We start from the raw sequence: 18,965 nt of genomic DNA, 5'->3' as shown, positions 1-18,965 counted from the left end.
GTGTTATCTAAACATTGAATATGATCAATTATTTACTTTGAGCTTCTGGAAGTATTCGTCGTACAACACATTCGCTTCTCCCACCTCATCTTGCCAAAACCCGCTGTCCATCACAGATTGTGGAGGGAAGATATTAGGATCATTGGCGAAAGATTTGGGTAACAGTGAATAGGCTGTTTTAACGGGAGTTGGGTAGCCAATTTCTAATGCGATTTTTGCTGCATTCTCAGGGCGCAATAAGAAATCAATCATCTTATGAGCCGCATCAACGTTTTTGGCCCCGGCCGGAATGGATATGCTGTCCATCCAGAAAATCGCGCCTTTTTCTGGCCAAATAATGTCAATTGAAGCGCCTTCTTGGCGGGCCATATACGCCGAGCCATTCCATAACATACCTAAAGAAACTTCACCCGCTAAAAAAGGGTTTGCCGGAAAGTCGGAGTTGAACACTAACACGTTTGGAATCAGTTTTTTAAGCTCTTCATAGGCCGCTTTAATTTCGTCAGGATCCGTCGTATTAGGTGAGTAACCAAGCTTACTCAGTGCAATATGGAACACTTCACGAGCATCGTCCATCATCATCAACTGACCTTCCCATTTGGCATCCCATAAGTCGCCCCAGTTTTTGATCAGTGATTTATCAAGCATATCGGTATTAATACCAATCCCCGTTGCGCCCCAGATATAAGGGATAGAAAATTTGTTGTTTGGGTCGAACGATTTATTGAGATAGTTAGAATCCAGATCAGCAAAATGAGAAAGCTTAGCGTGGTCAATCTCCTGCAACATGCCTTCTTTACGCATTTTAGAAACAAAGTAGGTGGATGGCACGACAAGATCGTAGCCGGAACCTTGAGTCTTTAACTTGGCATACATGCTTTCATTAGACTCATAGGTTGAGTAAATGACTTTAATTCCTGTCTCTTTGGTGAAATCTTCGAGAACGTCGTGGGGGATATATTCAGACCAGTTGTAAAAATAAAGCTCTTGATCTGCAGCCATTGCAGGCGTAGTGAATAGAGTTGCTGCGCAAATAGCGCCAGCATACAGTGTGCTTTTCATTACGTTTCCATTTTAGTCGGTGCCAAAGCTTAACTAGGCAAGGGTGCGTGATACGAAAGTGCAAAGTATACCAGTTTTAACGAAAATAGGCAGCTAGTGCTGCCTATTTCATACTTTTTGCGGAATTATTGACCCGCTTTTAACTTCATAAAGTAATCTTCATACTGCACAGTTTTTTCACCAACGGCAGATTGCCATTCAACACGATCTAAATCATCTTGAGATGGGAAAAGAGCAGGGCTGTCTTTAAATTTCTCATTAGACGCTTTCACGCCAGTTAAATAACCCGTGTCGCGAGAAATTTGTTCTGCAATTTCTGGACGTAGCAAGAAGTCGATCATCATATGTGCGGCTTCTACGTTTTTGGCACCAGAACTGATAGCAAAGTTGTCAACCCAACCGATACCGCCTTCTTTAGGGAAAACAAGCTTAATTGGCAAGCCTTCTTTTTGCGCAGCTGCTGCAGAGCCATTCCACAGCATACCTAAGCCAACTTCACCAGAGAGGTAAGGAGCGGCAGGGTTATCTGAGTTAAATACCAATACATTAGGCATTAGTTTTTGCAGCTCAGCGTAGGCCTCATCAATTTGCTTTTCATCCGTAGTGTTACCTGAGTAACCTAACTTACGAAGGGCAATGTGGAATACCTCACGAGTATCATCCATCAACATTAGCTGGCCTTTCAACTCTGGGTTCCATAGGTCACCCCAGCTTTGGAAATCATTGGGATCATACATATCGGTATTAACCGCAAGCCCAGTGATAGCAACCACGTGTGGAATTGAATAATCATTATTTGGATCGTAAGGTTTATTCAAATAGTTGTTATCAAGGTTTTTAAAGTTGCTTAATTTGGACTTATCAATCTTTTGTAACATACCTTCATCGCGCATTTTAGAAACGAAGTAGGTGGATGGAACAACAAGATCATAACCTTGGTTGTGAGTTTTTAGCTTTGCATACAGGGTTTCATTCGATTCATAAGTTGAATAAATGACCTTGATGCCGGTCTCTTTCGTAAACTGCTCTAGAAGACCACTGTTAATGTACGGCCCCCAGTTCATGAATACTAGTTCCTTGTTTTCATCCGCTGTTACTGCTCCAGAGAACAAAGAAAGCGCACATGCACTACCAGCTAATAGAGTAGCCCATTTTTTCATTGACGTTAGCTCCAAACCAAACGTTGCCTATTTTTAGGCGTTAGATAGAAAAACAGAATGACGATTTGTCATTCTGTTTCGCGTAATGTATTACAAGATGTCGATTCTACTTCACTTTTTCCCTTGCTAACAACTGTGATGTGATTACTAGAGCCAATGAGACAACTAACATCACGGTCGCCAGAGCGTTAACTTCTGGGGAAATGCCAACTTTAACCATAGAATAAATCTTCAATGGTAAAATCTCGTAAGTAGGGCCGGTTACAAACGAGCTAATGATCACATCATCTAATGACAGTGTGAAACTCAGCAACCAACCAGCCGCAACTGCCGGTTTCGCTAATGGCAAAATGATTTTGGTCAAAATCACCCATTCGCCAGCACCGAGATCTTTGGCAGCTTCGAGCATCTTTACATCAAATCCGTTGAGGCGACTGTAAACAGTCACAACAACGAAAGGTAAGCAGAATGTAATGTGTGCAATCAACAAAGTAAGAAAACCTAGCTGAGCACCTAACACTAAGAATAGCGCAAGTAGCGAAATTGCCATGACAATATCTGGGGACATCATCACAACAAACAACATACCATTAACTGCACGTTTACCTTTAAATTGATAACGAAAAAGAGCTACAGCAGTTAAACTGCCAATCAGCGTCGCTGCTGTGGCTGAAAAAACCGCTACATTCAGCGAGTGCCATGCGGCCTGAACTAAGCTGTCGTTTGCAACTAGCGCGTGGTACCACTTAGTAGTGAAACCGCCCCATTTAATACCAAATTTGTTGTCATTAAATGAATTTACAATCAGCACTATGATCGGTAGGTATAGAAATACATACACTAAACTCATAAAGCTAAATCTAACTGTTTTGCCCATTAGTCTAGCTCCACTTTCTTATTCAATAACTTACCAGCACGATAGTATGCATAAAGCATTACAGCCATCGCCAGAGTCAAGGCAATGCTGGTCGCGGCGCCAAATGGCCAATCACGAGCATTCAATACTTGGCTCTTAATCACGTTACCAATCAGCAGGTTTTTCGCGCCACCGAGTAAGTCAGCAATATAGAACATACCTAATGCTGGCAGTAACACCAACAAGCAGCCCCCGATGATACCCGGCATGGTCAATGGCAATACTACCTTCAGCAAAGTTTGAAGCTTATTTGCCCCTAGATCTCGCGCGGCTTCAATGTAGGTATCGTCCAATTTTTCAATAGCAGCATAGAGCGGAAGAATCATAAAAGGCAGCAAGATGTAAACCAAGCCAATCATTACCGCTGTCTCGGTGTACATAATACGCAGTGGTTTGTCTATGATGTCTAAAGCCATTAAAGCTTGGTTTAGGATGCCTTGCGTACCCAGCACTATTTTTAATCCGTAGGTACGGATAAGAGAGTTCGTCCAAAAAGGAACAATCACCAAAAACAGCATAATTGGACGCCATTTTTGTGGCATTTTTGCGACAATGTAAGCAAATGGATAACCAATAACCAAGCAGAGAAGGGTAGCCACAATTGCCATATAGAAAGAGTGCATGAGCACTTTGGCGTAAAGTGGATCCAATAAGCGTGTATAGTTATCAAGCGTGAAGGTCATTTCAATTAAGTTGGCTTCATCGCGAGTCAAAAAGCTAGTACCAATGATCATAACGTTAGGGATTAGCACAAACAGCACTAACCACCCAACAATCAATGTGATAATAGCATTTTGAAGATTAAGCTTCTTGCTCATCATCGAGTACTACCTCCCAGCTTTCAACCCAAGTGATAGCGACTTTCTGACCGAGAGAATGGTCCACATCAGGATCATCTTCGTTAAAGAATTCGCTAACCGTCACGCGCATGCCTGATTCTTCCAATTCGACTACAGATTCTAGAGTCATGCCTTTGTAGGTACGTTCTGTCACGTGTCCAACAATGCCTTTTTCTTCTGACTCTTTAATCTCTTCGATGCGAAGATCTTCAGGACGCAGCAAAACTTGTAGTTTGTGTCCGGGTTGTACATTTTGATCGTGGTAAACCACCGCTTCAACACCTTCGATATGTGCACGAATACGCTTATCGTCAATTCGTTCGATCGTTTCAGCATTAAATACGTTGATCTCACCGATGAAGCGGGCAACAAATAGGTTTTTAGGGTCTTCGTAAATTTCACGTGGAGAGCCATCTTGCTCAATTTTCCCTTCACGCATAACAATAATGCGATCCGACATTGATAAAGCTTCTTCTTGATCGTGTGTAACGAAGATAAAGGTGATCCCAAGCTGACGTTGAAGCTGCTTAAGCTCCATTTGCATCTGCTTACGAAGTTTATAGTCAAGCGCGGATAAAGATTCGTCTAGCAACAGAACCTTAGGTTTATTAACAACGGCACGCGCGATCGCGATACGTTGTTGTTGACCACCAGAAAGTTGACTTGGTTTACGCTGGGCCATCGCGTCGAGACGTACCATCCGCAGTGCTTCCATCACACGGGGTTCAATGTCCGCCGTTGGCACTTTTTGCATACGCAAACCAAACGCGACATTTTCAAATACTGTCATATGTGGGAAAAGTGCATAGCTTTGAAAGACGGTGTTAACGTGTCTCTGTTCAGCAGGAACTTTTGTAACATCTTGATTATCAAGAGTAATTGAACCTTGATCTGCGGTTTCAAAACCTGCAATCATTCTTAGTACTGTTGTTTTACCACAGCCAGAAGGACCAAGTATCGTTAAGAATTCGCCATGATTAACATCAAGGTTTAGGTTGCCAATGATTTCCTTACCATCGAAACTTTTACTGATACCAGAAAGACGAACTACTGGTTTTCCTACTGATTTTTTTACGTTCAACGTCTGTTTTTCTCCCACCTTGGTCTATAGGGATGCCTATCTTACGACCTGTCGCTATACACAATTGAGGCGCGCATCATAATCACCAAAAGAGTGAATTCAAAGCGTTTTCTTATATTGATACAGAAAAAGTTTTGTAGGTAGCAGTAAAGATTGATTACCATACAGAACTAACTAACTAACTGTTCAATGCTTTCAAGTGGTTAATTATCAACCAAACACATAATAATGCAAGATCAGTTTAGGCTTCTGATTTTGGACTAGAGTGTATTGCAGTATAATGACAATAACTTTGTGACCCAAATACAGGCAACTTGCTTTTCCGTTGCCTAGGACATTTTATGAATAATGATATTGAAAAAGATTTCAATTTAGGCGGTAGTGTAGAGCATGCGCTCAAGGGAGATTACGAGCTAAAAGTCAACGCCGTGCTCAAAGAGGCATGGGATTGTACGATCAAGCAATTTATCTCCTTTTCTCCTTCCATCGTGATTCTTTTATTTGTGCAGCTTGCGATCTTCTATATTGCTTTAAAATTGCAACTGGGTGATCCATCACTAATCTTGGATGCGTTAGAAACACCAGAAGCTTTCACAGGCAATATTGTACAAGCTATTTTTGTGGCTAATTTTAGCTATGAGGTCGTTAGTGCACCTATTTATGCTGGCGTGAGCTTAATGGCGATGAGTCATGTCGCTGGGTTAAGAACACAGCCAAGACATATAGGTAAGGGATTACAGTTCACCATCCCAGTGATTTTAGCAACGCTATTCAGCTTATTACTGCAAGGTGTAGCAGGAATGATTTTCCCATTGCTATCAATGTATTTGAGTATTGCGTTTAGCCAATCCATCTTATTGATCTGCGAAAAACGGGTTCCACCTATGCAATCACTGCTATTATCCTTACGCGCAGTAAATAAAAAAATCGTTCCTATTGCCGTGATTTATTCCGTGATCATGCTGATGTTCGTTGCCGCCGCGCTCTTTTATGGGATAGGTTTCATTTTTGTATTACCTTTCTTCTTCCATGCTAAAGGGATTATTTATCGCAATATGTTCGGCATCAAACTAAAGATCATAGCGACTAATCAATCCGACAATAATCCAAATTCTCAGGTGTTCAATGCGTAAAATAATCTTACTTACCGCCATCTCGCTCGTGGTTGTGAGCTGCAGCGTTTATTACGTCAAGCAAACCTCAACTGAGACGACTTACAAAAGCGACATTCCATCTTTGCAAGGTGCTAGAGCTGTTGGAAAAGCGCCTGACTTCTCAGCCATCGATGATGTGAATGAGAAAAAGCATGCTTTTTTTTCTTTCTTAAAACCAGGGATAGCTTGGGAAAATTTACGTGTTTTGCGAGAGCGTGAAATATTAGAGAGGATTGCACAACATCATCTAAGCAATCAGATAGCCAAAAGTGACTATAGTGAGGCGCAAAAACTCTCTAAGCGATATGAAGTACCGATTCCTGCGGAAGGCATCACTAGCGCCTGGTTAGAAAACATGCTGCATAGAGTTGACATTTTACCCGAAGCGTTAGTCTTGACCCAGGCAGCGAATGAATCAGCTTGGGGAACCTCTCGCTTTGCAACTGAAGGAAACAACTATTTCGGTCAATGGTGTTACAGTGTAGGGTGTGGGTTGGTACCTTTGCAACGAGTGGAAGGTATGACTCACGAAGTGGCGAGTTTTGGTTCTGTTCAAGAGTCAATCCACGGTTACTTCATGAATGTTAACCGCAACTCCGCTTATCATGATTTACGAGAGATTCGTTTTCGATTAAGAAAAAATAATGCCGATTTATTGAGTGCTGACAGTGCCATGGAGATGACCAATGGCTTACTGAAATACTCAGAGCGCGGAGAAGCTTATGTGCAAGATCTTCAATCTATGATGCGTCACAATCAGCCTTTCTGGACAGAATAATAATGAAAAAAAGAACGCTTACCTTATTACTGACAACGTTATGCTTTGCTAACGCATTTCCCGTTAACGCTCAAGAGTATATGTTTACATACTCCAAGTTGTTTTCAACAATGAAAAATAACGTGAAAGAAGAGTACCCCAATGTCAAAGTCGCTTATTATTTCCTTAATGCCAATACCAAGCAGCTCTGCCCAATAGAGAAGGCTTGGATGGAAAAAGAAAAGCACTATGAAGCGTTGAAAGTCAGTAGCAACCACGAACTACTACTTCCTTTAGACGATCATTTACGGCAAGCGAATCCGTTAGTGTTTGTCGATACTCCTCAAGATATGCGTTGTGACTTTTCGACTGTTGTTATGGCAAAAGAGCAGTTCAAAGAAGAAATATCTTACCAGCAGGTCGCCATCTTATTACCTCAGATGCAAGAATTACTGGAAGAGCTCGGCGGGATGTTTGCGAGTTGGTTCACACCCGATGTTTCTGGTGTCACACTCGAATTTGCCAATAATTTGAATTCGGTCATTCAGTTGAGTAACGGCGAAACCATTAACATAGAAAATGGCAAAGCCCAAGTGGATCTCAGTCAACTGGGTGAAGGTGGATCGATGCAGTTACCACAAGAAACGGTTCGCGTGTTACCTTATCTTCCCAAAGCGAAACATTAGACATGTTGGGCTAATATCAATAGGGCTGCATTCGCAGCCCTTACTCGTTTTATCTTTGTAGGAATATCAAAGATTGGTGACATCCAACTTCAAACTAGGATCAAACTCCATCACGCTATCCTCATCTTCGAGCGCTAGGATTGGCATCTCTTCTTTATCAAAACCAATGTCGCCGCCATTAATAACGCCTGAATCACGGTTAATCGACTTAAAGTCAAACAACTTGAAATCAGCCAAATGGCTAGGCACTACATTTTGCATTGCACTAAACATGGTCTCGATGCGCCCAGGGAACTGTTTATCCCAGCCATTTAGCATTTGCTTAATGTTTTGACGTTGCATGTTTGGCTGAGAGCCACATAGATTACATGGAATAATCGGATACTCTCGCATGTTCGCATATTTGATAATGTCTTTTTCACGACAGTAGGCTAGAGGGCGAATTACCACATGTTCACCGTTATCAGACACAAGTTTAGGTGGCATTCCTTTGATCTTTCCACCATAAAACATGTTCAAAAATAGCGTTTCTAGAATGTCGTCACGGTGATGGCCTAACGCAATTTTCGTCGCACCGAGTTCTTTGGCTGTACGATACAAAATGCCGCGGCGTAAGCGTGAACAAAGTGAGCAGGTGGTTTTCCCTTCAGGGATCTTATCTTGAACAATAGAATACGTGTCTTCTTCGACAATTTTATATTCAACGCCTAGCTGCTCTAAGTACTGCGGCAGAATGTGTTCAGGAAATCCGGGCTGTTTTTGATCAAGATTCACGGCAATAAGCTCAAAGCTAACAGGGGCACTTTTCTGAAGGCTCATTAGAATATCCAGCATGGTAAAGCTATCTTTACCGCCAGAAAGACATACCATAATACGGTCGCCATCTTCAATCATATTAAAGTCAGCAATGGCTTGACCCGTATTACGACGGATACGCTTCTGAAGTTTATTGAAATTATATTGTTGAGCTTTGGTGCGCTCTTGAATTTGCTCAGTCATCAGTGTCTGGTCTTTAATCTTTAAAACAAAATAGAGTGCGTATGATACGGATAAATAGCGCAGATGCCAGATCTAACAAGTAAGGAAGATAAAAAATCCCCCTCGCCTATGACAAGGGGGATCGATGATAGATCAGACCATTTTAAATAGAGGTTTTAGGATCTAAAGGGCTTACGTAGCCATGCGGCTTTAATGCTAAAACATCACAGTTAATTTTATCAATGACTTGTTCTGCCGTGTTGCCAATAAATACCGCAGATAACCCTGTACGTCCCGTCGTACCAAGAATAACCATCGCCGCATTGAGCTTTTCAGCTGCTTGAGGAATAACGTCTTCAGGCAAGCCTTGTTCTACAAGTGTTTGCGATTCATCTATACCATGCTTTTGTCGCAATGCTTTCATTGCCATCAAATGGTGACCACGAACAGCATCAGTGTAGGTCATTGGATCAAACTCGGGCAACTCAATGGTAATATTCGCAGGCGTAATAGGGTATGAATTCACAAGATAAGGCGTCGCACCTAAACGAGTGGTGAGGCTTTTTAGTTGTTCAACCATGCAATCATTTAAATCAATATGAGCCGGATTTTCTGACCCCACATGTACCGAAGCGATTATATTCGCATTCTGTGGCCAATCTGAATTTTTAACCAATAGCACTGGAGTTGGGCATTTACGCAATAAGTGCCAATCTGTCGGTGTAAAAATAACGGATTCCAGGACATCATGCTTGCGCGTCCCTTTGATCAGAATGTCATGTTCTCCGTAAAATATCTCAGCAATAATCGCTTCATAAGGGCGGTTATGCCACACCACTTTTACTTCAAATTGAATCGAACTATCAATATACGATTCAGCTACTTTCCTCATCCATTGCTCGCGCTGATGGATAACACCACGTCGCATAGCATCACGTTCATCAACAGAGAGCATCGACGTCATGTCATAAGAGAAATCATAAATAGATAGAAAAAATGTAATGTGGCTAGAAGACGTGCTTTGCTGCGCTAACTGTATGGCTCTGGCAAGGGCGGGTTGTTCATCGTGGTTGATGTCAGCAACCACCAGAATCTTGCTATAAATACTCATATCGACTCCTTAATTATGGAGGAGGGCGTTAGAGTTACTTTAGCTCATAACCAGCGAGAATTTTAGAAAAAAAGAGAGTTTTTAACAGAAGTATGACGTAGCTCATTTAAGAGCTACCTCATTGAAGTTACTTAGTTTCTTTAGATACGCCTGCCAGTTCCATCAGTTGGTCATGGTCAAGGATTGTGATGTATTTGCCTTTAACGCTAAGGATTTCAGACTTCTGAAAACGGCCGAGTAGACGACTGATCGTTTCAACAGTGAGACCAAGGTAGTTACCGATATCACCGCGAGTCATTGTCAGACGAAACTCTCTAGGGCTAAAGCCGCGCTGAGAGAAACGAGTCGACAAGTTATAAAGAAAAGCCGCCAATCTTTCTTCTGCATTCTTTTTAGATAGCAGAAGAATCATCTCTTGGTCGCCCTTAATTTCATTACTCATCAAGCGCATAATTTGTTGACGTAACTTAGGCATTTTACCCGAAAGATCATCAAGAATTTCGTAGGGTATTTCGCATACCATTGATGTTTCTAGAGCCTGAGCAAAGCTAGGATGAGAATCATCAGTGATCGCGTCAAAACCAACTAAATCACCCGCTAAATGAAACGCAGTGATTTGTTCATCACCTTGCTCAGTAATGGTATAACTTTTAATTGTACCTGAGCGAATAGCGTAGAGAGACTTAAGGTCGTCACCAGCTTTAAATAGCTCTTGGCCCTTTTGGATAGGTTTTTTACGCTCAATAATTTGATCAAGTTGATCAAGTTCAGATTCATTGAGAGTAAAAGGAATACAAAGCTGGCTAATGCTGCAATCTTGACAGTGAATTGCACAACCACCAGATTGAATGCGCTTTGCCGCTGGCTTATCAGAAATCATAACAACCTTTCACTTTTTGATGTACATCAATATTTTAGCACCCATTACCCCTAAAGGATAGCGAAAAAAGATGACATAAATCAGACAGCTACCACGTAGATGATAAAATACTCACTGCTCCATAACCCGTGTATAGACCATAGAGTATGATAAAAATCGCAGCAAAATGACGAAATATGAGTGATTGTTGAATGTTCTTCAAACGAGTCGCGCCATAACCAACAAGAAGCATCGCAGGTAAGGTTCCCAGACCAAAAGAGGCCATAACCAATGCCCCTGACAGTGCACTACCGGACACCACAGACCAAGTCAGTACCGAGTAAACTAGCCCACAAGGTAACCACCCCCAGATAAACCCAAAAGGGAGAGCGAACCACGTTTTCCTCAGCGGGAGCAATGATTGCCCAAAAGGCGAAATAAAACTCCAGATTTTTTGCCCAACCTTCTCCAGCTTCAACAGACCAAACCACCAACGCCCAACATACAATCCAAGTACAATCATTAGGCCTGCCGCAATGAGCCGCAACCAAATCAACGCATGATTAAGTGTAGAGAATTCGGATAGCGAGGCGGCGAGGCCTCCTAATAAACCGCCAAACAGCATATAGCTGGCAATACGCCCAAGGTTGTAAAAAACAAGCAGTATTGGGAGTCGATCACTGCGCTTTTCACCTAAGGTCAAAAGAGAAGCAATCCCGCCACACATTCCCATACAGTGGCCAGCTCCAAGTAAACCGATAAAGAAAGCACCAATCCAATCTGCGGTCATTTTTTCTCTTCTTTTGATGAGGTAAGTTCATCTTCATCAAACAAAATATTGTGTCCTTGGCGTTCTAAATCTTCAAACTGTTCGCTCTTTACTGCCCATAAAAAGATGATGACGGCGATCGTAACCAAAACGATCGCTATGGGGATCAATATATAAAGACTTTCCATCTACTTATCCCTCTTTTTGAGTAGTCGAAGAGAATTAGATACCACAATAATCGAACTCGCCGACATGCCCACAACGGCAATGTAAGGAGCAACCAGCCCCGCAACGGCGAGTGGCAAAACAATAATATTGTATCCAAGTGACCACGCTAAATTTTCCCGAATGATTTTGCGAGCTTTTAACGCTAAGCTTCTGGCTTCCAATAATCTGTCGAGTTTATCACCAAGTAAAACCATATCTGCGGATGCTTTTGCGACATCGGTTCCACCACCCATAGCGACTGATAAGTGCGCACCAGCAAGCGTTGGCGCATCATTAATGCCATCGCCAATCATCATGGTGATATCATCATCTGGTAACGACTTTAAGTAACTCAGTTTATCTTCTGGTTTGGCATTCGATACGACAATATCGATGTCCATTTCGGCGGCCACACTTTGTGCATTAAGTTGAGAGTCACCCGTTAATAGCGTGATCTTAATTCCTTCCTGATGGAAACGATCGATAAATTGTTTCGCTTCACTACGGATAGGATCGCGGTACGTGAAGGTCGCAATGTGTTGCCCGTTGAGCGACAGATAAATCCGATTTGCTCGATCGTCACTGATGTCGTTCAAAACAAATTCGGCGCTGCCGATACGAACATCGCCGCCTAAATATTTACCTTGAATACCAGACCCAATCATATTCTGCACATGCTCAACACGAAACTCGTCATTACGATATTGCGCAAACGCTCTGGCAATGGGGTGATTGGCATGATGCTCCAAAGCAGCGGCTAGCGCCAAACAATGGTTTTCGTCTATATCACCATGCAACTCAACGTCACTAATTTCGATATCACCACGGGTCAACGTTCCCGTTTTATCAATAATCAAATGGTTAACTTTACAAAGTGTTTCAAAGACATGGTTTTTTCTCAATAAAATACCAAAGTCACCCATTCGTGATGTAGCGCAAGTGATGGCTGTAGGGGTGGCAAGAGAAAGCGCGCACGGGCAGGTTGCCACCAAGACCGCTAACATGATCCAAAATGCATCTTCAGGTTTTGTCTGGTGCCAATAAAACCAAGTGGCTGCTGCAATAATCAAAATTACAGCCACAAAATATCTCGCGACAATATCAGCAATTTCTGCAATCTTAGGCTTAGACATTTGAGCTTCATCTTGCAGTCTAACAATATTGGAAATAACGGAATCCGCTTTAGATGCAGTGACTTCCAACTCGAAAGACTCATCGCCATTTAATGTACCAGCAAAAACAGCATCACCGACTGTTTTGACAACGGGTACTGATTCACCGGTCAACATTGATTCATTAATATGAATACGCCCATTCAACACTCGACCATCAGCAGGGACGTGTTCTCCAGGCAACACGCGAATTCGATCACCAAGAGCTAGAGTTTTTACAGGCACTTGACGGCCATCCAACGTAGTTGCAACCGCAGGGATCAATTTCAGTAAATTGCCGCTAGCCGCCGCGGCTTTTCTACGCGCCCGCATCTCTAAAAATCGTCCAATCAGTAAGAAAAAGGTAAACATTGAAATGGATTCAAAAAAGACTTCGCCTTGTTCGGTCACTGTCGCTATCAGACTAGCAACATACGCAAAAATAAGAGCGATAGAAACAGGGACATCCATACCTAATGTTCTGCCTCTAATGCTTCGCCAAGCATTGAGGTAAAAGGGAAGGGCAGAGTATAAAAGTACGGGGGTTGCAAAGATCAAGCTAACCCAACGAAAATAATTGCGAAACTCAGAATCAAGATCACCGAAGACCTCAAGATAGAGCGCCACAGCAAGCATCATCACTTGCATGGTGGCTAGACCTGCAATACCCAAGCGATAAAGATATTGCTTCATTGATTGATGGTAGGCTGCCTCATGTGCGTCTGCTTCAAAAGGGGCAGCCTTATAACCTAATTTATGAATAGTGGAGAGTAATTCACTGAGTCGTGTTTGTGTCTTATCCCAACTGAGTAAAGCACGGTTGGTAGTGGTATTGACCCTTATCGAAATTACCCCATTTTTATGAGAGAGTTGTTTTTCAATTAACCAAGCACAAGCCGCACAGGAAACACCTTCTAACGATAACGTCACTTCGGACGTTTCGTTGTCGTTACGAACGAACTCTGCTTGTACATCATCATTATCATAATGAATGAGTGCTTTGAGCTGCTCTGGCACAAGCTCCACTTTATCTGCAGTGGTCGTTCGGTATTGGTAATAAGATACTAGGCCACTCTCTACAATGGTTTTAGCCACGGTTTCACAACCGGGACAACACATATCTCTGCTTTTACCTAGAATATCAACTTTATAATCCGTGTTGGCTGGTACATCTTCACCACAGTGGTAACACGCTTTGCACATAGTTTAATTCATTAATTGAGTAGAAGTTGGCATTGGAAACGTTACTCGACCTTGAATTAACCACTCCTCATTGTGAGGAGTGAGTTCGATGAACCAAGGGCCTTGTAACGGGGCAGGCAGGGTAATGCGATATATACCTTGTGCATCCGATGCGACAAGTTGTGTGAAATCACGGTCTGGCAGTGTCCGATGAGCAAACATCATTTTAATCGCGGGGTAGTGTTCAAGCTCACCTTTATTAAATTTGAAGATAATATCATTACCCTCAGAGTAGACTTCCGAGCTGAGCTTTAATGCTTTCGCTTCGTTAATTTTTGATAGGTCAATATTAATGCCTTTGCCTTTTTTGTAGTAATCCTCTGTCACCAATGACACTGAATTCTGAGAAAAGACGATAACCGTTGCAATCGTCCATATCACCACAGTTAACGGTAAGATGATCAGAAACCACGGCCAGAATTGTTTATACCAAGGAGTTACCATAAAAAAGTTCTCAACAACAAAATAAAGAAGGCTTATTAAAAAGAGAAGAAAGACAGCCCTAATAAAGAGCTGCCTTTGTTGTGCAATTAGTTCTCTGTATTGCTTAAACTCCACACGTAAGCAGCAACCAGTTGAACTTTATCTTCACCGAGAATGTCATTCCAAGCAGGCATAACACCTGATCGGCCATGCATGACCGTTTGAGTAACATCGGCTCTTGAGTCACCAAATAACCAATCGTTATCAGTAAGATCAGGTGCTCCAAACGCAGGGTTACCTTTACCATCCGTACCATGACAAGCGGCGCAAACGACGAAGCGAGCTTTACCTGCTTCCGCTTCTCGAACGTTCACAGAACGCCCAGAAAGGCTTAGGGTATAACTCACCACTTCCTTCACACCTTGCTCACCGAGGACATCTTTCCAAGCTGGCATTTGTCCAATACGACCATGTCGGATAGTGGTCACAATCGCTTCTGGTTCACCACCATATAACCAAGCATTATCGGTTAGATTCGGAAAGCCTTTTTGACCACGAGCGTCAGAACCATGACACTGAGAGCAGTTTTGTAAGAATAAACGCTGACCAACCTTCAATGCATCAGAATCTGCTGCAATTTCAGGAATAGGGCGTAAATCTGAACCGCCGCCAGTATAAGCTAAGCGTTTAAATGCTTCACCAAAGTAGGTATTTGCGTCATCTAACTCTTTTGCATACTGCACTAACACTTTATTGTTTTGCGCATTTGCAATCGAGGCTTTGGACTCATCAAGAGAGCGAATGGTTTGATCTGAACTTTGCCAACCAAGTACACCTTTAAAACTACCTAACCCGGGATAAAGGGTCAGATAGATAGCGGCAAAAATAAACGTACTAATAAAAAGATAGGTCCACCATTTAGGCAAAGGGTTGTTGAGCTCACGAATACCATCGTATTCATGGCCCATATCCGAGCCTTCTTCCACTCCCATTTTGTCTTTTAAACACCAAACGAGCAGAATCGCACAGCCCAGCAAAGTTCCCACCGTAATGATGATGACCCATAGACTCCAAAATGTCGTCATTGTTTAGTCACTCCTTGTTCCTTAGAGGATTTGGGCTGTTCATCGGCAAAAATGAGGTTAGCCGCTTCATCGAAACGAGCTTTACGGTTTTTGCCATAGGCCCACCACACTACGCCTATAAAACAGACGAACAGCACTATGGTCCAAATACTGTGAATAGTACCGATATCCATAACTACCCCTTACTTCATTGCGTGACCAAGAGATTGAAGATAAGAAATGATTGCATCCATTTCTGATTTCCCTTCGACATCTTTTGCTGCATTCGCGATTTGTTCATCGGTATACGGCACACCAAACTGATTACGGAATAATTCAAGTTTGCTTTGCGTAAGCTTGCCGTCCAACACATTTTTTGCTAGCCAAGGAAAACCGGGCATGTTTGATTCAGGAACTAGTTCGCGAGGATTAGTCAAGTGAACTCGATGCCATTCATCAGAATAACGACCACCAACACGAGCCAAATCAGGCCCAGTCCGCTTCGAACCCCACACAAATGGATGCTCCCAAACACTTTCACCAGCCACCGAATAATGACCATAACGCTCCGTTTCGGAACGGAATGGGCGAATCATTTGGCTATGGCAAACGTTGCAACCTTCGCGAATATAGATATCGCGGCCTTCAAGTTGCAGCGCAGTGTAGGGCTTAAGATTTTCAACAGGCTCAGTAGTTTGCTTTTGGAAAATCAATGGCGTGATTTCAACCAAGGCTCCCCAACTGATGGCAAAAATAATGAAAATAGCCAGTAAACCGACATTACGTTCGATGATTTCATGGCGATTATTAGAACTCATTCTTTCATCTCCTTATGCCGGTTGAGGAATAGCTTTTAAGCTATTATCTGGTGCAAAAACCGTTTTATACGTGTTGTAAGCCATCAGGAACATACCTGCTAAGAAGATAAATCCACCAATGAATCGAACGGTATAGAATGGGTAAGAGGCTTGGACAGACTCAACAAAACTGTACGTTAACGTACCGTCAGAGTTAACAGCACGCCACATCAAGCCCTGCATAACACCTGAAATCCACATCGCAACGATGTAGAGCACCGTACCAATAGTCGCTAACCAGAAGTGAGCATTAATCAGACCAACAGAGTACATACGTTCTTGGTTAAATAAGCGAGGGATTAAATGGTATACCGAACCAATCGACACCATTGCAACCCAGCCTAGAGCTCCAGAATGCACGTGACCAATGGTCCAGTCGGTGTAGTGTGACAGTGCGTTAACTGTCTTAATCGACATCATTGGTCCTTCAAACGTAGACATTCCGTAGAATGACAATGAAACGATGAGGAATCGTAAGATTGGGTCATAGCGCAGTTTATGCCAAGCACCAGATAACGTCATGATCCCGTTGATCATCCCGCCCCATGAAGGAGCAAACAACACCAACGACATCACCATGCCAAGTGACTGAGTCCAGTCAGGCAGAGCAGTGTAGTGTAAATGGTGCGGACCAGCCCAAATGTAAAGAGAGATCAAAGCCCAAAAGTGAACAATCGATAAACGGTATGAATAAACAGGGCGTTCAGCTTGTTTTGGTACAAAGTAATACATCATACCAAGGAAGCCGGCAGTAAGCAGGAAACCCACCGCATTATGACCGTACCACCACTGAACCATAGCATCCACCGCCCCAGCGTAAACTGAATACGATTTACCCATAGAAACAGGGATTGCCATGCTATTTACAATATGTAATACAGCAACAGTAAGGATAAAAGCTCCGAAGAACCAGTTTGCCACATAGATATGTGCCGTCTTACGTTTGACGAGTGTTCCAAAAAACACTATCGCATAAGATACCCATACAAGAGCAATGGCGATATCAATTGGCCATTCTAATTCCGCGTATTCTTTACCGGAGGTATAACCCAAAGGTAAAGTTATTGCTGCAGATAAAATAATGGCTTGCCATCCCCAAAAGGTGAAGGGCACAAGAGGACCACCAAATAGACGAGTTTGACAAGTACGCTGAACAACATAATAAGATGTTGCAAAGAGGGCACTTGTACCAAACGCAAAAATAACCGCATTAGTATGCAGAGGACGTAAGCGACTGTACGTCAACCACGGCGTATCAAAGTTTAGCTGTGGCCAAACTAATTGAGCGGCAATCAAAACACCTACAGCCATACCAACAATACCCCAGAGAATAGTCACTAAGGTAAATTGCCGAACAACTGTATAGTTGTAGTTTTGTTCAAGCTGCTTTTCTTGGCTCATTTGCATGCTTCCAATTTCTAATTAACTACACTTTACTTCCAACACGACACATGTCGTAATGCCCCCCAAATCCACAATAGAAATACTGCTTTATCAGAACGTTACTATCTATTGCTGACTTTAAAAAAAAGTGGCATTTTCAACCGTCAACTATACTGCAATTAACAATTCAATGACAGAGTAGTAACCTTACAGTTGTTCAGGATTTGGCCTTTTATTTCAAAACTTTGAAGTTTGTTACACGAGGAAGGAAGCATCATGGCTTCAGAAAAGCTTACAAAACACAGGTTTGCTCAAATACTAATCACATTACTCATTCTTTTGGTCGCTTTTTTCTGGAGGACTTTTTCTTATCAAAACGTCGACATGACGAGCTGCACTCCAACGCCAAATTGTTCTGTATTTGTAAATGAACAGGAAATTATAGTGATTAAAGATGATAAAAACCCAAATCAATACATAATTGGGCCACGAATTCCTGAACTAGAAATACATACAAATGGAACACTTATTCAACATTCCGACCACTGGATAATCCAACCAAATTCACCCAATAAACCTATAACTTTCAAGATAATTGGAAAAAGATCCTCGATATAAACTCTTACTAAATAATAACTAGAATGAAATCTTCGATTATCAGACTAGTTATTAGGTATTTTATGGTAAATACTGATTATGTTTAATGTCATGAGGATAGATAGAAAAGAGGAAGGAAATATTCATACGCTAAAATATAATCATTTTCAATTTAACATAAGATATATAATGCGCACTGTAATACTGCTTCTTTAGGCGTGCTAATCGCTAACGCCAATGCTCCGCAACCCATTGATATTGTTCTTAATCCTAGCCCGTTATACTTTTTTGTTATGTTCGCCCAAGCTTGTTTCGCTTCGTACGTTTTTGCTTTATCTGCCGCTAAATATACCAATACAGTTTCTTTCTCTGCTCCAATTTCATTTGCAATAAAAATTGCCTCTGATTCAGTGAGATAGCGAATTCCTTTCCTTACGTTACTTAGCTTTTGAGGTGATAAGTTCAAATCATGCGCTATTTGCTTATCTTGTATGTATCTTTTAGCGTCTTTATAGGCGTCTAGCAGCTCGTTGGCATACATTTTCAATCACTCCTGCTGTCTGTTTATTTCTCAATTCTAGCTTACTAATACTGTTTTTTGCATATTTACAATCCTGCTTTATGGAAACTACACTATCCAAAATTCGATATTAGGCCGCTCTGGTCGCT

At 42.1% G+C, this 18,965-nt stretch carries 21 protein-coding genes; 4 read left to right on the top strand and 17 right to left on the bottom strand.

Going from position 1 to position 18,965, the window contains the following annotated elements; genetic code table 11:
- Positions 1-24 precede the first annotated feature (24 nt).
- From PL85_RS03565 to potA, 5 genes are all read right to left on the bottom strand, one after another.
- Positions 25-1,062 carry an extracellular solute-binding protein gene (locus tag PL85_RS03565; protein WP_013856881.1) on the bottom strand — a complete coding sequence of 346 codons (1,038 nt, stop codon included), beginning with the start codon at positions 1,060-1,062 and terminating at the stop codon, positions 25-27.
- A gap of 125 nt (positions 1,063-1,187) precedes the next feature.
- Positions 1,188-2,222, bottom strand: a complete 1,035-nt coding sequence (locus PL85_RS03560) for an extracellular solute-binding protein (protein ID WP_026027330.1) — start codon at positions 2,220-2,222, stop codon at positions 1,188-1,190.
- 106 nt (positions 2,223-2,328) lie between these two features.
- A complete protein-coding gene (gene potC, locus PL85_RS03555) occupies positions 2,329-3,099 on the bottom strand; it encodes a spermidine/putrescine ABC transporter permease PotC (protein WP_013856883.1) in 771 nt (256 codons plus the stop codon).
- Complete coding sequence (gene potB, locus PL85_RS03550) at positions 3,099-3,956, bottom strand: spermidine/putrescine ABC transporter permease PotB (protein ID WP_174223851.1); 858 nt, start codon at positions 3,954-3,956, stop codon at positions 3,099-3,101. Before potB ends, potC begins: the two co-directional genes overlap by 1 nt.
- The gene (gene potA / locus PL85_RS03545; protein WP_010320264.1) at positions 3,940-5,076 is read right to left on the bottom strand and encodes a spermidine/putrescine ABC transporter ATP-binding protein PotA; all 1,137 of its coding nucleotides are present in this window, start codon (positions 5,074-5,076) and stop codon (positions 3,940-3,942) included. Before potA ends, potB begins: the two co-directional genes overlap by 17 nt.
- Positions 5,077-5,399: 323 nt before the next feature.
- Here potA and PL85_RS03540 point away from each other — a divergent pair, with 323 nt between their 5' ends.
- Genes PL85_RS03540 through PL85_RS03530 form a run of 3 tightly spaced genes read left to right on the top strand, consistent with a single transcriptional unit; the run spans position 5,400 to position 7,655 of the window.
- Positions 5,400-6,191, top strand: coding sequence for a DUF2189 domain-containing protein (locus tag PL85_RS03540; protein WP_026028002.1), 792 nt, complete (start codon positions 5,400-5,402; stop codon positions 6,189-6,191).
- Positions 6,184-6,990, top strand: coding sequence for a glucosaminidase domain-containing protein (locus PL85_RS03535; protein ID WP_017044710.1), 807 nt, complete (start codon positions 6,184-6,186; stop codon positions 6,988-6,990). Before PL85_RS03540 ends, PL85_RS03535 begins: the two co-directional genes overlap by 8 nt.
- Before the next feature lie 2 nt (positions 6,991-6,992).
- A complete protein-coding gene (locus PL85_RS03530; RefSeq protein WP_115339784.1) occupies positions 6,993-7,655 on the top strand; it encodes a DUF2987 domain-containing protein in 663 nt (220 codons plus the stop codon).
- A 66-nt stretch (positions 7,656-7,721) separates the two neighbouring features.
- Here the strand turns inward: PL85_RS03530 and ttcA are convergent, their stop codons facing one another.
- The 11 genes from ttcA to ccoN all read right to left on the bottom strand — a co-directional run bounded on the left by ttcA (position 7,722) and on the right by ccoN (position 17,717).
- Positions 7,722-8,654 (bottom strand): tRNA 2-thiocytidine(32) synthetase TtcA, encoded by a 933-nt coding sequence (gene ttcA, locus PL85_RS03525; RefSeq protein WP_013856889.1) that lies wholly within the window; start codon positions 8,652-8,654, stop codon positions 7,722-7,724.
- 142 nt (positions 8,655-8,796) lie between these two features.
- Positions 8,797-9,744, bottom strand: coding sequence for a universal stress protein UspE (uspE, locus tag PL85_RS03520; protein ID WP_094134124.1), 948 nt, complete (start codon positions 9,742-9,744; stop codon positions 8,797-8,799).
- A gap of 127 nt (positions 9,745-9,871) precedes the next feature.
- Entirely contained in the window at positions 9,872-10,624 is a 753-nt protein-coding gene (locus PL85_RS03515; protein WP_010320258.1) for an FNR family transcription factor, read from the bottom strand.
- Positions 10,625-10,712: 88 nt separating this feature from the next.
- The gene (locus tag PL85_RS03510; RefSeq protein ID WP_064625189.1) at positions 10,713-11,393 is read right to left on the bottom strand and encodes a sulfite exporter TauE/SafE family protein; all 681 of its coding nucleotides are present in this window, start codon (positions 11,391-11,393) and stop codon (positions 10,713-10,715) included.
- Complete coding sequence (ccoS, locus tag PL85_RS03505; RefSeq protein WP_013856892.1) at positions 11,390-11,560, bottom strand: cbb3-type cytochrome oxidase assembly protein CcoS; 171 nt, start codon at positions 11,558-11,560, stop codon at positions 11,390-11,392. Before ccoS ends, PL85_RS03510 begins: the two co-directional genes overlap by 4 nt.
- Positions 11,561-13,933, bottom strand: a complete 2,373-nt coding sequence (locus PL85_RS03500) for a heavy metal translocating P-type ATPase (RefSeq protein ID WP_115339783.1) — start codon at positions 13,931-13,933, stop codon at positions 11,561-11,563.
- A gap of 3 nt (positions 13,934-13,936) precedes the next feature.
- The gene (locus tag PL85_RS03495; protein WP_017042885.1) at positions 13,937-14,416 is read right to left on the bottom strand and encodes a FixH family protein; all 480 of its coding nucleotides are present in this window, start codon (positions 14,414-14,416) and stop codon (positions 13,937-13,939) included.
- An 86-nt stretch (positions 14,417-14,502) separates the two neighbouring features.
- Positions 14,503-15,480, bottom strand: coding sequence for a cytochrome-c oxidase, cbb3-type subunit III (gene ccoP / locus PL85_RS03490; protein WP_013856895.1), 978 nt, complete (start codon positions 15,478-15,480; stop codon positions 14,503-14,505).
- The gene (locus tag PL85_RS03485) at positions 15,477-15,653 is read right to left on the bottom strand and encodes a CcoQ/FixQ family Cbb3-type cytochrome c oxidase assembly chaperone (protein WP_010320252.1); all 177 of its coding nucleotides are present in this window, start codon (positions 15,651-15,653) and stop codon (positions 15,477-15,479) included. Before PL85_RS03485 ends, ccoP begins: the two co-directional genes overlap by 4 nt.
- A gap of 9 nt (positions 15,654-15,662) precedes the next feature.
- On the bottom strand, positions 15,663-16,277 hold the full coding sequence (gene ccoO, locus PL85_RS03480) for a cytochrome-c oxidase, cbb3-type subunit II (protein WP_013856896.1): 615 nt from the start codon (positions 16,275-16,277) through the stop codon (positions 15,663-15,665).
- Between the two features lie 12 nt (positions 16,278-16,289).
- On the bottom strand, positions 16,290-17,717 hold the full coding sequence (ccoN, locus tag PL85_RS03475) for a cytochrome-c oxidase, cbb3-type subunit I (protein WP_026027333.1): 1,428 nt from the start codon (positions 17,715-17,717) through the stop codon (positions 16,290-16,292).
- Between the two features lie 258 nt (positions 17,718-17,975).
- Between ccoN and PL85_RS18800 the strand changes: the two genes are divergently transcribed.
- Complete coding sequence (locus tag PL85_RS18800; protein ID WP_013856898.1) at positions 17,976-18,317, top strand: hypothetical protein; 342 nt, start codon at positions 17,976-17,978, stop codon at positions 18,315-18,317.
- 151 nt (positions 18,318-18,468) lie between these two features.
- Here PL85_RS18800 and PL85_RS03470 read toward each other — a convergent pair whose 3' ends face one another.
- Entirely contained in the window at positions 18,469-18,837 is a 369-nt protein-coding gene (locus PL85_RS03470; protein ID WP_115339782.1) for a DUF3693 domain-containing protein, read from the bottom strand.
- Positions 18,838-18,965 lie beyond the last annotated feature (128 nt).

The sequence above is a fragment of the Vibrio anguillarum genome (assembly GCF_001989995.2).
Classification (GTDB): Bacteria; Pseudomonadota; Gammaproteobacteria; order Enterobacterales; family Vibrionaceae; genus Vibrio; species Vibrio anguillarum.
This window is presented reverse-complemented; position numbering and strand designations above follow the sequence as displayed.

Bases quoted from the DNA above. Each gene is read 5' to 3' on its own strand.
- PL85_RS03565 (WP_013856881.1), bottom strand. From the start codon at position 1,062: ATGAAAAGCACACTGTATGCTGGCGCTATTTGCGCAGCAACTCTATTC.
- PL85_RS03560 (WP_026027330.1), bottom strand. From the start codon at position 2,222: ATGAAAAAATGGGCTACTCTATTAGCTGGTAGTGCATGTGCGCTTTCT.
- potC (WP_013856883.1), bottom strand. From the start codon at position 3,099: ATGGGCAAAACAGTTAGATTTAGCTTTATGAGTTTAGTGTATGTATTT.
- potB (WP_174223851.1), bottom strand. From the start codon at position 3,956: ATGAGCAAGAAGCTTAATCTTCAAAATGCTATTATCACATTGATTGTT.
- PL85_RS03540 (WP_026028002.1), top strand. From the start codon at position 5,400: ATGAATAATGATATTGAAAAAGATTTCAATTTAGGCGGTAGTGTAGAG.
- PL85_RS03535 (WP_017044710.1), top strand. From the start codon at position 6,184: ATGCGTAAAATAATCTTACTTACCGCCATCTCGCTCGTGGTTGTGAGC.
- PL85_RS03530 (WP_115339784.1), top strand. From the start codon at position 6,993: ATGAAAAAAAGAACGCTTACCTTATTACTGACAACGTTATGCTTTGCT.
- ttcA (WP_013856889.1), bottom strand. From the start codon at position 8,654: ATGACTGAGCAAATTCAAGAGCGCACCAAAGCTCAACAATATAATTTC.
- uspE (WP_094134124.1), bottom strand. From the start codon at position 9,744: ATGAGTATTTATAGCAAGATTCTGGTGGTTGCTGACATCAACCACGAT.
- PL85_RS03515 (WP_010320258.1), bottom strand. From the start codon at position 10,624: ATGATTTCTGATAAGCCAGCGGCAAAGCGCATTCAATCTGGTGGTTGT.
- PL85_RS03510 (WP_064625189.1), bottom strand. From the start codon at position 11,393: ATGACCGCAGATTGGATTGGTGCTTTCTTTATCGGTTTACTTGGAGCT.
- ccoS (WP_013856892.1), bottom strand. From the start codon at position 11,560: ATGGAAAGTCTTTATATATTGATCCCCATAGCGATCGTTTTGGTTACG.
- PL85_RS03500 (WP_115339783.1), bottom strand. From the start codon at position 13,933: ATGTGCAAAGCGTGTTACCACTGTGGTGAAGATGTACCAGCCAACACG.
- PL85_RS03495 (WP_017042885.1), bottom strand. From the start codon at position 14,416: ATGGTAACTCCTTGGTATAAACAATTCTGGCCGTGGTTTCTGATCATC.
- ccoP (WP_013856895.1), bottom strand. From the start codon at position 15,480: ATGACGACATTTTGGAGTCTATGGGTCATCATCATTACGGTGGGAACT.
- PL85_RS03485 (WP_010320252.1), bottom strand. From the start codon at position 15,653: ATGGATATCGGTACTATTCACAGTATTTGGACCATAGTGCTGTTCGTC.
- ccoO (WP_013856896.1), bottom strand. From the start codon at position 16,277: ATGAGTTCTAATAATCGCCATGAAATCATCGAACGTAATGTCGGTTTA.
- ccoN (WP_026027333.1), bottom strand. From the start codon at position 17,717: ATGAGCCAAGAAAAGCAGCTTGAACAAAACTACAACTATACAGTTGTT.
- PL85_RS18800 (WP_013856898.1), top strand. From the start codon at position 17,976: ATGGCTTCAGAAAAGCTTACAAAACACAGGTTTGCTCAAATACTAATC.
- PL85_RS03470 (WP_115339782.1), bottom strand. From the start codon at position 18,837: ATGTATGCCAACGAGCTGCTAGACGCCTATAAAGACGCTAAAAGATAC.